Genomic DNA, 14,323 nt, shown 5'->3' on the forward strand with positions numbered 1-14,323 from the left:
AGACATCGACCTCTCATTGGAACAGAACATGAAAAAGATTTTTGCACTCCCGGCCGCACTCTCGGCTCTGGTTGCCGCTGCCGGCCTGCTGCTGGCGTGCGCGGGCTCCGCCTGCGCGGCCGACGCTACTGAAGCCGCCATCAAGAAGGCGATCGAGCCGCGTCTGGGCGAAGGCGCCAAGGTTGAATCGGTGAGCAAGACGCCGTATGCGGGATTGTATGAAGTGCAGGTCGACGGCGACGTGATCTACACCGATGCGAAGGCGCAGTACCTGTTCATCGGTCGCGTGGTCGATTCGCAGACCTACCGCGATTTCACCAAGGAAAAGATCCAGGCCATCAACAAGGTCAAGTTCTCCGACCTGCCGCTGGACCTGGCTATCAAGACCGTCAAGGGCAACGGCAAGCGCGCCATCGCCGTGTTCGAAGACCCGAACTGCGGTTACTGCAAGCGTTTCCAGAAGACCTTGCTGGACGTCGACAATTTGACCGTGTACACCTTCCAGTACAACATCCTGGCGCAGGATTCGATCGAGAAGTCGCGCAACATCTGGTGTTCGTCCAACCCGGGCAAGGCCTGGAGCGACTGGATGCTGAACGGCAAGGAAGCCTCGGCCGCGCCGGCATCCTGCAGCGCGCCGCATGATCAGGTGCTGGCGCTGGGGCAGAAGATGAAGATCACCGGAACGCCGACCATCATTTTTGCGGACGGCTCGCGTATTCCCGGCGCCATCGACGCCAAGGGCCTGGAACAGAAACTGGCCACGCTGAAGTAACAGCCGGGCCATAGTTGGTCATCAGTACCGGCCGTCAGTTTGTTGCTGCGGTCGCCGGGTTCGGATTTACTTGGCGGCCGTATGCAGCTGCATCATTCCTGCTTCAAACTTCCCCTCGCACAACAAAGGAATCGCATCGAGGCTCTTCTCGATGGCGTCGTTGATGAGCGCCTGTTCTTCCTGGCGCGGACGATGCAGCACGAAGTCGGCCACCGGTTGCTGCAGGCCCATGGTGCGGGGATGGCCGATGCCGATGCGCAGGCGCCAGTAGTCTTGCGTGCCGAGCGCGGCGGTGATGTCCTTCAAGCCGTTGTGACCGCCTGAGGAGCCGCCTTTCTTGATCTTGGCGCTGCCGGGCGGCAGGTCCAGTTCGTCGTGCACCACCAGCACTTCATCGGGCGCGATCTTGTAGAAGCGCGCGAGCGCGCCGACCGACTGGCCGGAGCGATTCATGAAGGTCTGCGGTTCCAGCAGCCAGACTTCCTGGCCGGCGACGAAGGTCTTGGCGGCCAGGGCATTGAAGCGCGTCTCGCGTGCCAGACGGGTGCTGCCGGCGAGATTGTCGACCAGCCAGAAACCGGCGTTATGCCGGGTCTGCTCGTATTCCGGGCCGGGATTGCCGAGGCCGACGATGAGGCGTATGGACATGCTGATGAAAAGTTATCAAGAAAACGCCGATTATCGCGGATAACGAATCGCGCCGTCCAATTCCGCCGTGTTTCCATGCCGGCTTGCCATGTTTTATTGCTGCAAATCCATTTATTTCGTGCATTTGGGGGCTGTCAAGATTGGCGCGTCCCGCTGAATTGCGTATCATCCAACGCTTGTTTTTCAATTCCCGGATTTCATTGTCATGCTGCCTTCCATCGAACAACGTTTAGCTCTCGAACTCGTCGCCAAGCCGGTGCAGGTTGCCGCCGCGATCGCCTTACTCGACGAAGGCGCGACCGTGCCTTTCATTGCGCGTTACCGCAAGGAAGCCACCGGTGGCCTGGACGACACGCAACTGCGCTTGCTGGAAGAGCGTCTGCGCTATCTGCGCGAGCTGGAAGACCGCCGCGCCGCAATCATCTCGTCCATCGAAGAGCAGGGCAAGATGACGCCGGTCCTGCTGGACGCCATCGTCCACGCCGAAGACAAGACGCGCCTGGAAGACTTGTACCTGCCGTACAAACTCAAGCGCCGCACCAAGGCCCAGATCGCCGCCGAAGCCGGCCTGACCGAACTGGCCGACGCGCTGCTGAACGATCCGATGCTTAATCCGGAAGAAGAAGCGGCGAAATATCTCAAGCCGGCCTTCACCACCGACAGCGGCGACAATCCCGGCGTCGCCGATGCCAAGGCGGCGCTGGACGGCGCCCGCCAGATCCTGATGGAACGCTTCGCCGAAGATGCGCAACTGCTGCAGGCGCTGCGCGAATACATGACCGAACACGGCGTGGTGGAATCCAAGGTGATCGAAGGCAAGCAGGATGCCGGTGAAAAATTCGCCGATTATTTCGACTACTCGGAAACCATCGGCACCATTCCGTCGCATCGCGCGCTGGCCTTGTTCCGCGGCCGCCGCGAAGAGATGCTGACCGTGGCGCTACGCCTGGATACCGAAGAAGAGAAACCGAAGTGGGACGCGCCGCACAACCCATGCGAGAACCGTATCGCCGCGCGCTTCGGCGTCAGCAACAAGGGCCGTCCAGCCGACAAGTGGCTGGCCGACACCGTGCGCTGGGCCTGGCGCGTGAAGGTGTTCATGCACCTCGAAACCGAATTGATGACCGGCCTGCGCGAGCGCAGCGAAGCCGAGGCGATCAACGTCTTTGCCCGCAACCTGAAGGACTTGCTGCTGGCCGCACCGGCCGGTCCGCGCGCCACCATGGGCCTGGATCCGGGACTGCGCACCGGCGTCAAGGTAGCGGTGGTCGACGCTACCGGCAAGGTGGTCGACACGACCGCCATCTTCCCGCACCAGCCGCGCAACGACTGGGAAGGTTCGCTGCACACGCTGGCCAAGCTGGCCGAGAAGCACAACGTCTCGCTGATCTCGATCGGCAACGGCACTGCCTCGCGCGAGACCGACAAGCTGGCGCAAGAGTTGATCAAGATGCGTCCGGAACTGAAACTGACCAAGATCGTCGTGTCGGAAGCCGGCGCCTCGGTGTATTCGGCGTCCGAATTCGCCTCGAAGGAATTGCCCGATCTCGACGTATCGATCCGCGGTGCAGTGTCGATTGCGCGCCGCCTGCAGGATCCGTTGGCCGAGCTGGTCAAGATCGATCCGAAGTCGATCGGCGTCGGTCAGTACCAGCATGACGTCGGCCAGTCGCAACTGGCGCGTTCGCTCGACGCCGTCGTCGAGGATTGCGTGAATGCCGTCGGCGTCGACGTCAACACCGCTTCCGCGCCGCTGCTGGCGCGCGTGTCCGGCCTCAACGCCAGCGTCGCGCAAAGCATCGTGTCGTATCGCGACATGAAGGGCATGTTCACCTCGCGCGCCGGTTTGCGCGACGTGCCGCGCCTGGGCGACAAGACCTTCGAACAGGCAGCCGGTTTTCTGCGCGTGATGAATGGTGAAAACCCCCTCGATGCATCGGCAGTGCACCCGGAGTCGTATCCGCTGGTGCAAAAGATCCTGGCTGACATCAAGAAGGATTTGAAGGGCGTGCTGGGTGAAAGCGCCTTGCTGAAATCGCTGAGCCCGGCCAAATACGCCGATGAAAAATTCGGCGTGCCGACCGTCACCGACATCCTCAAGGAACTGGAAAAGCCGGGCCGCGATCCGCGTCCCGAGTTCACTACTGCGACCTTCAAGGACGGCGTGGAAGAGATCAAGGACTTGCGTCCCGACATGATCCTCGAAGGCGTGGTGACCAACGTCGCCGCCTTCGGCGCCTTCGTCGACATCGGCGTGCATCAGGACGGTCTGGTGCATATCTCGGCCCTGTCCAACACCTTCGTCAAGGATCCGCACACCGTCGTCAAGGCCGGCCAGGTGGTCAAGGTCAAGGTGCTGGAAGTTGACGAGAAGCGCAAGCGCATTGCCCTGACCATGCGCCTGTCGGACAGCGCTCCCGCCGCCGGTAGCAAGCCGGAACAACGCGGCGATCGCAACGATGCGCGTCGCCTGTCGCAGCATCAGGGCCAGCAGTCGCGTCAAGCGGCGCCGGCGAACAACGCTATGGCGGCGGCGTTCGCCAAGCTCAAGGGCTGACGCAAAAGTCGTTTCCTGGCGGCGCAGTGCGCCGGCAGGGAAGCGGCTTGAAAAGAGGGACGGACAAAAAAAGACGCGGCATGCCGCGTCTTTTTTTTGCCTGCATTGCTGCAGGGCGCTACTCCGATACCGGTGGTGGAATCAGGAGTTGGTGACCGTGGTGCGGCTTGCAGTGATCGAGACCGACACCGAAACGCTGGTGGTGGTGCTCGAGCTGCCGTCGGCCGGTGCGGAACCGTCATCGGTCGTCGGGTTCTTCAGGGAAGCAACGAAATCGGCGATGCCTTTCTTGAGGATTTCGTAGGTCTTGTCGATGTTGCTGGCAATGTCGCCGTTGAGGACCTTGAGGCTGGACAGGATGCCGCGTGCTTCGTCGAAACCCTGGTCGACACCCTTCTGGATCAGGCTCATGAACTTGTCGATGTTGGCGTCCCGCTTGGTGTTGTCAGCGTCACTGGCACCGTCGGCGCCATCGGTGCCGTCGGTACTACCGGTCTGGGTGTTCTGGCTGAACAGGCCGAAGGCGCTCTTGATGAACGACAGGATGCGGCCGGCGGTGGCTTCCGGGCTGTTGTCCTGCGAAGCGGCGTTCTGGATGGCGTTGTCGCCGAGTTCGGGTTTCAGAATGTCGTTGAGGTTTTCGATCGCCGACTTGTAGACCAGTGACAGCGGATCATTCTGCGACGACAGCGAGACTTCCAGCGACGATTGCAGGATGGCAGCATTCAATTGCTGCTTGGCGATGGCCGGGGTTAGCTTGGTCTCTTGCGTGCCGCCGGCGCTGTCCGCCTTGGTGGTGTCGTCAGTCGTTGCGGGCTGGCTGGCAGCCGGCGTGGTGGTGGTATTGAGTGTGTTGGTGCTGATAGCCATGGCAGGTCTCCTGTACAAGGACCGCACGCGAGAAGGAGGGGAAAAGGCAGTCCATCCTCAACTTACGGCATGCTGACCGAAATCTGAAGGTCACAATGCCAACTTAGTTTGTAAGAATTTATGAACAGATTCGAGACAATACGTATCGTTTTCACTGAAATTGTCTGAATTGTTGTTATCTAGAAAGGCGATTTTGCAGCTATCGTGCGTCTCAGCCGGTAAGGCTCACAATAGTGTCTTTCGAGTTGCGTCGAATGAAATTATCTAAGGCTGCACGGTGCCGGTCCGATCTACCGTGACGACATCTACATAGGTCGATCCCTGATGGCTGGAGGGCGAAAAATTGATCTGATAGCCGGCATTGTCGTACGTTTTATCATTGACAGTTTCCAGAGCGACAATCAATTTCTCGTGCGTAAGCTTGCTGCTGGCGCGGCTCAGGCCTTCGGCCAGCACTTTGGCTGCGATATATCCTTCGAGCCCAAGGTAACTGAATTGCGTCACCCTGGCGGTGCGCATAGCCTTCTGGTATTCGTGCACGATGGGTGTGCGCGCCTTCCACGGATGCGGGACGATCTGTGAAATGATCAGGCCGCTGGCGGCCTCTTCCAGATCGCTGGTCAACAGCGGGCTGCACACCAGCGAAGCGCAATAGAAATAACCGAGATAACCCTTGGTGCGCAGGCTTCGTATCAAGGCGCTGTTGACGTTCTGTGAAATGCTCATGATGAGCACGACGTCCGGCCGGCTTGCCAGAAGCTTGTCGGCGATCTTCTCGACATCCTGTCCCAGGATGCTCTCCAAGGCGACCAGCTGTGCGCTGGCATCGCTGATCTTGCCTTTCATCATTGCGTTGTAAGGCTGTCCCGTGGCATCGTTGAAGATTGCCATGCGTTTCAGTCCTATCTGGGAAAAGCGCGAAAACAAATAATCGTATTCGTTGGCATAGCTCGCGCGAATCGTGAAGACATGCCGGTTGAAGGCGGTATACACGATCCGGGAACCCGTCACCGGCGCAAAATACGGCACCTTGCGTTCATTGAGCAGCGGCAGCACGGCTGCAGTGGTTTGCGCGCCGATATAGCCGAACAAGGCGATGGCCTTGTGTTCGTCCAGTAATTGATGCGTGTTTCTGACGGCCTGGACGGGATCGTTCTGGTCGTCTAGCGTTAGCAACCGGATGCGGCGTCCGCCGATGCCGCCACGGCTGTTGAGCTGCGCGAAATAGACATTGGCGCCGGTGATGAATTGGCGCGTAATCTTGGCATAAGGCCCACTCAGATCGGCGGACTGGCCGACGACGATGTCGTTGCTGGACTCGGCCGGCTGTTCGACCGGGTTGTGCTGGCCGTGGGCGCCGCTGCACATAAAGAATATTGCCAGCGCGACGGCGTGCCGCGCCTGGAAGAATGGTATTTGCATGGTCTCAACACCTCCCAGTTGTTGGCTGGGGAGATGAATAGTCGTGTTCTCAGGGTAGCAACGATGAACGCGGAGGCAATGTGTTTATGCAAATCCGAGGCAATCCGGGGCAAAAACCGGATGAATCTTGACGATCTACGACTAGCGTCAGAAGCTTTTTCTACAGTTCTTCCACCATGAACAGGCGTCGGTGTTCGCGCATGGCGTAACGGTCGGTCATGCCGGCAATGTAGTCGGACACCTGGCGCGCCTGGCGGCGCACGCCTTCATCGTTCTGTTCGGCTACCACGTAGTCGGGCGGCAGCAGGGTCGGTTGCGACAGGAAGGCCTGGAACAACTCGGCGATGATGCGGCGCGCTTTGGCGGTCATGCGATTGACCTGGTAGTGGCGATACAGGTTTTGGCGGAGGAAGCGTTTCAACACGGCAGCTTCCTGCTGCATCGGTTCGGAGAACGCGATCAGCGGTGCGGCGTTGCGTACGTCGTCGATGCTGCGCGGCGCGGCGGCGGCGATGTTTTCCTGCGAGGTGCGGATGAGATCGACGATCAGGGTATTGATCATGCGGCGCACGGTTTCGTTGATGGCGCGGCGGCCTGTGATGCCGGGATAGGCCAGTTCGGCTTCGCGCTGATGGCGCGCGAAGAAATCCACTTCGCCCAGCTGCCCGATCGTCAGCAGGCCGGAACGCAGGCCGTCGTCGATGTCGTGGTTGTTGTAGGCGATCTCGTCGGCCAGGTTGGCCAGCTGCGCTTCCAGGCTCGGCTGCTTCTTGTCGATGAAGCGCTGGCCGATGGCGCCGAGCTGGCGCGCGTTCGTCAGCGAGCAATGCTTGAGGATGCCCTCGCGCGTTTCGAACATCAGGTTGAGACCGTCGAAAGCGCCGTAGTGCTGTTCGAGGTCATCGACCACGCGCAGGCTTTGCAGGTTGTGCTCGAAGCCGCCGAAATCCTTCATGCAGGAATTGAGCTCGTCCTGGCCGGCATGGCCGAAGGGCGTATGGCCGAGATCGTGCGCCAGCGAGATGGCTTCCACCAGGTCTTCGTTGAGGCGCAGGTTGCGGGCGCACGAACGCGCGATCTGGGCGACTTCGATGCTGTGCGTCAGGCGCGTGCGGAACAGGTCGCCTTCGTGATTGACGAAGACCTGGGTCTTGTATTCGAGGCGACGGAACGCGGTTGAGTGGATGATGCGGTCGCGGTCGCGCTGGTATTCGGTGCGCGAACCGGGCGCCGGTTCGGAGAAGCGCCGCCCGGTGGATGTTGCTGCATGTGCGGCATAAGGTGCAAGGTGGAGCGGCGCGTCTTGGGTCATGTCAGGAACTCGTTCAGATGCTTCAATCCAGGTTCTTCAATACGACGGCGACGCAACAGGCTTCGTCGTCAGCTGCCGTTGCGCACGCAGGCCGCCAGCGTCTGCAGCAGGAGATCCTGCGGCACGTTGGTGATCAGCGGCTGGCCCAGCGGTTTGATCAGAATGAACTTGATCGCGCCGCCTTCGTTCTTCTTGTCCACTTCCATCAGTTCCAGCCAACGCTCTGCGCCGAGATCGGGCGCTACCACCGGCAGGCCGGCGGCCTTCACCAGGGCGGTCAGGCGGTCCTTCGAGGCGGCGTCGATGTAGCCCAGGCGATGCGACAGATCAGCCGCCATCACCATGCCGCAGCCTACCGCTTCGCCGTGCAGCCATTGGCCGTAGCCGAGGCCGTTTTCGATCGCGTGGCCGAAGGTGTGGCCGAAGTTGAGGATGGCGCGCAGGCCGCCCTCGCGTTCATCCTGGCGGACCACGTCGGCCTTGATCTCGCAAGAGCGCTGGATCGAGTAGGCCAGGGCGGCGTTATCCTTGGCCACCAGCTTGCCGATGTTGGCTTCGATCCAGTCGAAGAAGGGTGCGTCGATGATGGCGCCGTGCTTGATCACTTCGGCCAGGCCGGCCGCGAGTTCGCGCGGCGGCAGCGTGTGCAGCGTGGCGGTGTCGGCGATCACGGCCTGCGGCTGATAGAACGCACCGATCATGTTCTTGCCGAGCGGATGGTTGATGCCGGTCTTGCCGCCCACTGACGAATCGACCTGCGACAACAGCGTGGTCGGAATCTGCACGAACGGCACGCCGCGCATGTACGAGGCTGCGGCGTAGCCGGTCAGGTCGCCGATGACGCCGCCGCCGAGCGCGACCAGCGTGGTCTTGCGATCGCATTTTTCGGCGAGCAGGACATCGAACACTTTCATCAGGCTGGTCCAGGTCTTTTGTTCTTCACCGTCGGGCAGAACGATTTCGGTGACTTGCTTGCCGGCGTCTTCGAGCAGCTTGCGCACGCGCGGCAGGTACAGCGGACCGACCTTGTCGTTGGTGACGACCGCGACGCGCTTGCCGCCGACGTGGCGCGTCAGCAATTCGGGGTTCGACAGCAGATCGTGGCCGATGGTGATCGGGTAGCTGCGTTCTCCCAGTTCGACTTGCAGGGCGATGGGGGCGAAAGTGGAGGCGGTCATGGCGGATTTGGCTGGGTCGGCTGATTGGGCTGATTGGGCGTGCGATGTTGCCGGCGCAACGGCGGTATCGGTAATCTGTTTGGGTGCCAGCTCGAGCTGGCTCAGGATGGCTTGCACCAGGAACTGCACGTTGGGACGGCCGGTCTCGATGACGAAATCGGCCACTTCACGGTAGAAAGGGTCACGCTGGCGTGATAGCTCTTCGAGCTTGCGGCGGGGATCGGCGGTCTGCAGCAGCGGGCGATTCTTGTCGCGGCCGGTGCGTTGCAGGATCTGGTTGATGCCGGCGCGCAGATAAATCACGGTGCCGCGCTGCTTCAGGTAGGCGCGTGTTTCCGCACGCAGGATGGCGCCGCCGCCGGTGGCCAGGACGATGTCCTGCTGGGCGCTGAGTTCGCGGATGACGTCGGCTTCGCGCTTGCGAAAACTTTCCTCGCCTTCGATTTCAAAAATCACGGGAATGGTTGTGCCGGTGCGCGACTCGATCTCGTGATCGGAGTCGACGAAACGCTTGTTCAGTTTTTTCGCCAGGGCGCGCCCTATCGTTGTCTTGCCGGCGCCCATCAGGCCGACAAGAAAAATGCTTCCATTCATATGCGATTTTCACTGCGGGATTGTCCGGATAGCTGATCGCCGGAGGCCGCTGTTATTGGTTTTTCGGCCCGCCTTGTTGCAACCAGCTGCAACAGGCGATTTTACCGCCTGTTGCGCCGTTGTCGGGGAAATATCAGGGAAAACATGGTTTTCGATCCCTTTTTGGCCTGCTACCGCAGGAAATTGCGGTCGGCGACGATTTTCGGCGTGAGGAAGATCAGCAGTTCGGTCTTGTGGTCGATGCGGGCGCTATGCCGGAACAGATTGCCCAATAGCGGAATGTCGCCCAGCAGCGGCACCTTGGAAACGGTGTTCGATTCGGTCTGCGTGTAGATGCCGCCGATCACCACGGTGCCGCCGTTTTCCACCTGCACCAGCGTCCTGACGTGTTTGGTGTTGATCGCCAGTCCGCCCGGCGTGGCGGTGCCGCGGCTGTCCTTGTTGATGTCGACGTTGAGGATGACGTTGCCGTCGGGCGTGATCTGCGGCGTCACTTCCAGTTTGAGGTTGGCCTTCTTGAATGCAGTCGAAGTAGCGCCGCTGCTGGTGGCTTGCTGGTAGGGAATTTCTTCGCCCTGTTCGATCAGCGCGGGTTGCTGGTCGGCCGTGACCACGCGCGGGCTGGAGACGATCTTGCCTTTGCCGTCGGCTTCCAGCGCCGACAGTTCGAGCGTGAGGAAGCGATTGGCGGCGGCGTTGAACAGGCTCAGCGCGACATTGCCCGCAGCTGCACCGCCGATCCCTTGCGCCGGCAGGTTGACGGCATGATTGGCAGTGTACGAATTGGCGGCGGCCTTGGTCAGCCCGGCGACTTCGCCGACCTGGTTGTAGGTGCTGCCGGCGGCGACGCCGTTGGCCTTTGCGGAAAATCCCAGGCGTGCGCCAAGGTTGCGGCTGAAGCTGTCGTCGGCTTCGACGATGCGCGCTTCGATCAGCACCTGGCGCGAGGCGACGTCGATCTTTTCCAGCAGCTTGCGGATGTTGTCGAGCACCGAGGGCGTATCGGTGACGAATAGCTGATTGGTACGCTGATCGACCACCGCGCTGCCGCGACGCGACAACAGTGCAGGGCGGCGATCGCTGTTCGGACTGATGCCGGCGGCAACGTCCTCACCGAACACTTTGCGGAAGGCTTCGGCCTTCTGGTAGTTGAGCTGGAACACTTCGGCGCGCAGCGGTTCGAGTTCGGCGATCTGGGCGCGCTGTTCGAGCTCAAGCCGTTCGCGCGCCAGCAGTTCCTCGCGCGGCGCCACCCACATGACGTTGCCGTTGCGGCGCATGTCCAGCCCGCGCGCCTGCAACACGATGTCCAGCGCCTGGTCCCACGGCACCTCCTTCAGTCGCAGCGTCAATGCGCCGCCGACGCCATCGCTGGCGATGATGTTGATGCCCGTGAAGTCGGCCAGCACCTGCAGGATGGCGCGCACTTCGATGTTCTGGAATTGCAGCGACAGCTTGTCGCCACGGTAGGGCTGGTGACGTTGCGCAGGCCCCTTGCCGGTCTCGGTCGGCGTGCGTACTTCGATTACCAGCTGCGCATCCTTTTGATGGGCGTGGTACTCCGCCAGCGTCTCGGTGTCGATCAGCAGCCGCACGTCCGCGCCGTGGCTGCTGCTGGCGATGGTCTTCACAGGCGTACCGAAATCGCTGACGTCCAGGCGTCGCGGAGAGTGTTCGGGAACGCCGGTGTTGAGGATGTCGGCGACGATTTGCCGTCCTTGCTGGCGGATGTCGAGCGCTGTTTCCGGCCCGGGCAGATCGACGATGATGCGGCCTTCGCCTTGTGAGCCGCGACGGAAGTCGATACCGCCGATCACGGGCCTGCTGTTGGCGACCGGCAGCACGTCGCTGCCGGAGAGGGTGGCGATGACGGTGTCGGCTTCGGTGCGCACGGAGTAGGGCGGCATGTGCCTGAGGTTGAGCACGACGCGGCTGCGTCCCGCAGCGGAGGCGACCGTGACGCCGCGCAATGCGCCGGTGTCGGCGCCTGGCGGACGCGCGTCAGCGGTGTTTTCGGTGTCGGCAAGATCGATGACGATGCGGGCCGGCGAGACGGTGGAGAAATGCACCGGCGGCGTTGCAGGTGCCATGCGCAACCTGATCCTGACTTCGACGCTGCTGTCGCGCTGGGCAACGTCGACCGCGAGGATGGCATTGCGCTGCGCCTGCGCACTGCCGCATGTCAGCAACCAGAACATGGTCAGCAGCGCCATCCGGCGGATCGAATGCGTCATTTTCCGCGTCCTTGTAGTTCAAGTGTCGACATGCGCTTTTCCCAGTCGCCGTTGCTGAGGATCAGTTCTTCCAGCTCGACGCGTCCGTCCGCAATGCGGCGGATCACGCCGAAATTCCGGCCCAGGTAATCACCGGTGCGTGACGGATAGACGATCCCGTCGACCTGCAGCAGGGCGTCGGTGCGGCCTTCGCGCGACAGCGTGCCGACCATGCGTATCGATTCCAGCGGGATGTCTTCAAGGGGCTGTTTTGCGCCGCGCTGTCGGGGGCGTTCGCCGGCAGTTGCATCGACAGGAACAAGGGCGGGATGGCCGAATGGCGTCATTGCATTTTCATCGTCTGCGACGGCATACGTGTAAGGAACAAAGTCATTTGCGGGCTGGACCGGCGGCGCGGTTGCGGATGTGTTGCGCCGGATCGTGTCGAGTTGCGCGCGCAGCTGATCCGGCGTCTCGCGTTCGGCGCAACTTGCCAGCAACAGTGCAGACAACAGCACCACCAGGATCGCGGACAACGACATGCGTGCCGGTTTGCCGTTCATGATTTGTCCTCTTTGCCGGAATCGCGGCGATAGGCAAGGGCGACGGCCTCCAGCCTGACCTGGCCGGGACGGTCGGCGTTGCTCACGCGCATGTCGCTCAGAATCACCAGATGCGTCATCGCCGCGATGTCTGCGCAAAAGCGGCCGACGTCGTGATAGTTGCCGCTCACCCGGATGGCGACGGGCGCTTCAACATAGCCGTGTCCGGTGTCGGGGCGTCCCGGCCTTGCAAACTCAAATTGCAGCCGGTTTTGCAGCGCGGCGTCGCTGATGCCATTCAGCACCAGATCGATGTCGATGTTTGGGTGCAGTTGCTGTTCGAGTATCGCCACGCGCTGTTTCATATCCTGAACGCGCTGCGCGGAATGCGCGAACGTCGTCGCCCGGCGATGCTTTTCCGGATACGCGGACTTTAGCGCGGCGTAGTCTTGTTCGTTGCGTGCCAGCGCCTCGATGTCCGGCATCAGATAAAGCTGCCGGCCCGCCAGCAGCACGGCCAGAAATAGCATCGACAGCAAGGCGTTGCGCCACGCGCGCGGCCAGGTCGACGGATGCCGGTCGTTGAGCTCGCGCCATTGCAGGATCAGCGCCGCCGGGCTCATGGCGTCGCTACGGCGCGATGGCCGCCAGTGATCACGAAATCATGGACGCCGCCTGGCGCTGTCGCTGCCATGGCCGGGACGGCATTGGTGGCGCTGCGCGCTTCCTGCAATTCGATCTGCGTGAACACGCCGTCAGCGTCGCGCAATGCTTCGAGCAGTTGCATCACATGCCGGTGCGACGGCGCCGATCCGCTGAGCGTAAACCGGCGTCCTTGCTGTACCAGCGTGGTGAGGAAGACTTGCGGCGGCATCCGGCGCGCCAGTTCTCCCAGCAATTGCGGCGCATCGTTGCGTTGCTGTTGAAGCGCTTCCAGATGGCGCTGCTTGCGGCCAAGTTCAGCGATCTGTTCGTCTTGTTGCTTGCCGATGCTGATCGCAGCATCCAGCTGCGCGTGTTCGGTGCGCAGCAAATTGAGCAGTTGCTGCTGCTGTGCGGCCTGATCGGCGATATGCCATGAGAAGGCCAGAATAACGGCGAACCCGGCGGCCACCGTTGCAGCCAACCGCAGGTAAAAGCGGCGATGGGCGCCCGCCGCCAGATTGCGCTGCGCGAGAAAATTGACGCCGCTCATCGATCGAAGCGCCGCAAGGCCAGACCGCATGCCGTGACGCAAGCCGGTGCGTCCGCCGCCAATTGTGCGCGGTCGATGGCGGGCGCCAGCGCCATGCCGGCGAAAGGCGTCGCCACGGCAGTGCTGATCGCCGTGTGCTCGCGCACCGCTTCCACCATGCCGGGAATGCTTGCTCCTGGTCCCGTCAGTAAGATATTTTCCGGCGCCAGCGATGTTTGCTGCTGCAGCGTCTGCATCGCCCGCGCAATCTGTCCGGCGGCGTGCGCCAGATAAGTCGCCAGGACCTCGGGCTGGTCGCCGTCGTATTGCTGCAGATCGCGCTGCAATTGCCGGTGGCCGATGGCGAGTTGCCGTTCGCCGGCGATCCGGCCGTGGCGGCACAGGGACAGGAGCGCACCGTGCGTTTCCAGGTTCGCCAGCGCGAAGGCAGAAGAGGTGTGTGCAGCAGCCGTTGTTCCGGTCAGCGCCGCCAGCGCGGCATGACTTTCGATGTCGGCGACCACGGCCTGCAATCCCAGTGACTCTGCGACGGCAATGCGGTCTTCGACGTCATCCCGCCGTGTCGCGGCAATCAGCATGTCGAGCTGACCGGGTGCATTGGGTGTCGGTCCGATGATGCGAAAATCCAGCAAGGCTTGCACCAGCGGATAAGGCAACAGGCTTTCGATGTGCCGCTCGGCCAGGGCGGTGTGCTGGGCCTGACTGCTGCCCGCGGGGAGTGCAAGTATCTGCGTGATCGTGCTCGCCGAGGGGATTGCGATGGCGACTTGCCTGGCCTGCGATCCGCTTTTCCCCCACAGGCGGGACGCGGCTTCCATGACCTGGCGCAGGTTGCTGATGCCTTCATCGCCGATGGCGCCGTCGGGCAGCGCTTCACGTGCGCAGTATTCGAGTTGTGCGGCCTGGGCGCTGTGTCCGGAGAATTCGGCCATCCGCACTTCGGACCGGCCGATATCCAGGCCAACCATTGGCGGCACGGCACGGAATAAGGTGCGAACGAAGGTGCGGGGGAAAAAG

The 14,323-nt window shown here is 61.9% G+C and carries 12 protein-coding genes; 2 read left to right on the forward strand and 10 right to left on the reverse strand.

Features of this window, described 5'->3' with window-relative positions:
• Positions 1-28 precede the first annotated feature (28 nt).
• On the forward strand, positions 29-775 hold the full coding sequence (locus tag F506_RS03215) for a DsbC family protein (protein WP_053195307.1): 747 nt from the start codon (positions 29-31) through the stop codon (positions 773-775).
• A 66-nt stretch (positions 776-841) separates the two neighbouring features.
• Here F506_RS03215 and pth read toward each other — a convergent pair whose 3' ends face one another.
• Positions 842-1,423, reverse strand: a complete 582-nt coding sequence (gene pth / locus F506_RS03220) for an aminoacyl-tRNA hydrolase (RefSeq protein ID WP_053195308.1) — start codon at positions 1,421-1,423, stop codon at positions 842-844.
• 205 nt (positions 1,424-1,628) lie between these two features.
• On the opposite strand from pth, the gene F506_RS03225 reads away from it, so the two are divergent.
• Positions 1,629-3,980, forward strand: coding sequence for a Tex family protein (locus F506_RS03225; protein WP_053195309.1), 2,352 nt, complete (start codon positions 1,629-1,631; stop codon positions 3,978-3,980).
• A 141-nt stretch (positions 3,981-4,121) separates the two neighbouring features.
• On the opposite strand, the gene F506_RS03230 is transcribed toward F506_RS03225, so the two are convergent.
• From F506_RS03230 to pilM, 9 genes are all read right to left on the reverse strand, one after another.
• Complete coding sequence (locus F506_RS03230; protein WP_053195310.1) at positions 4,122-4,850, reverse strand: DUF5610 domain-containing protein; 729 nt, start codon at positions 4,848-4,850, stop codon at positions 4,122-4,124.
• Positions 4,851-5,114: 264 nt separating this feature from the next.
• Positions 5,115-6,272 (reverse strand): ABC transporter substrate-binding protein, encoded by a 1,158-nt coding sequence (locus tag F506_RS03235; RefSeq protein WP_053195311.1) that lies wholly within the window; start codon positions 6,270-6,272, stop codon positions 5,115-5,117.
• A 160-nt stretch (positions 6,273-6,432) separates the two neighbouring features.
• Positions 6,433-7,584 carry a deoxyguanosinetriphosphate triphosphohydrolase gene (locus F506_RS03240; RefSeq protein WP_053195312.1) on the reverse strand — a complete coding sequence of 384 codons (1,152 nt, stop codon included), beginning with the start codon at positions 7,582-7,584 and terminating at the stop codon, positions 6,433-6,435.
• A 68-nt stretch (positions 7,585-7,652) separates the two neighbouring features.
• Positions 7,653-9,356, reverse strand: a complete 1,704-nt coding sequence (aroKB, locus tag F506_RS03245; protein WP_053195313.1) for a bifunctional shikimate kinase/3-dehydroquinate synthase AroKB — start codon at positions 9,354-9,356, stop codon at positions 7,653-7,655.
• Positions 9,357-9,526: 170 nt separating this feature from the next.
• On the reverse strand, positions 9,527-11,590 hold the full coding sequence (gene pilQ, locus F506_RS03250; RefSeq protein WP_053195314.1) for a type IV pilus secretin PilQ: 2,064 nt from the start codon (positions 11,588-11,590) through the stop codon (positions 9,527-9,529).
• Complete coding sequence (locus tag F506_RS03255) at positions 11,587-12,132, reverse strand: pilus assembly protein PilP (protein ID WP_053195315.1); 546 nt, start codon at positions 12,130-12,132, stop codon at positions 11,587-11,589. Before F506_RS03255 ends, pilQ begins: the two co-directional genes overlap by 4 nt.
• Complete coding sequence (locus F506_RS03260; protein ID WP_053195316.1) at positions 12,129-12,734, reverse strand: type IV pilus inner membrane component PilO; 606 nt, start codon at positions 12,732-12,734, stop codon at positions 12,129-12,131. Before F506_RS03260 ends, F506_RS03255 begins: the two co-directional genes overlap by 4 nt.
• Positions 12,731-13,306 (reverse strand): PilN domain-containing protein, encoded by a 576-nt coding sequence (locus F506_RS03265; RefSeq protein ID WP_053195317.1) that lies wholly within the window; start codon positions 13,304-13,306, stop codon positions 12,731-12,733. Before F506_RS03265 ends, F506_RS03260 begins: the two co-directional genes overlap by 4 nt.
• Positions 13,303-14,274, reverse strand: a complete 972-nt coding sequence (gene pilM, locus F506_RS03270) for a type IV pilus assembly protein PilM (protein WP_053195318.1) — start codon at positions 14,272-14,274, stop codon at positions 13,303-13,305. Before pilM ends, F506_RS03265 begins: the two co-directional genes overlap by 4 nt.
• Positions 14,275-14,323 lie beyond the last annotated feature (49 nt).

This window comes from Herbaspirillum hiltneri N3 (genome assembly GCF_001267925.1).
Taxonomy (GTDB): domain Bacteria; phylum Pseudomonadota; class Gammaproteobacteria; order Burkholderiales; family Burkholderiaceae_D; genus Herbaspirillum; species Herbaspirillum hiltneri.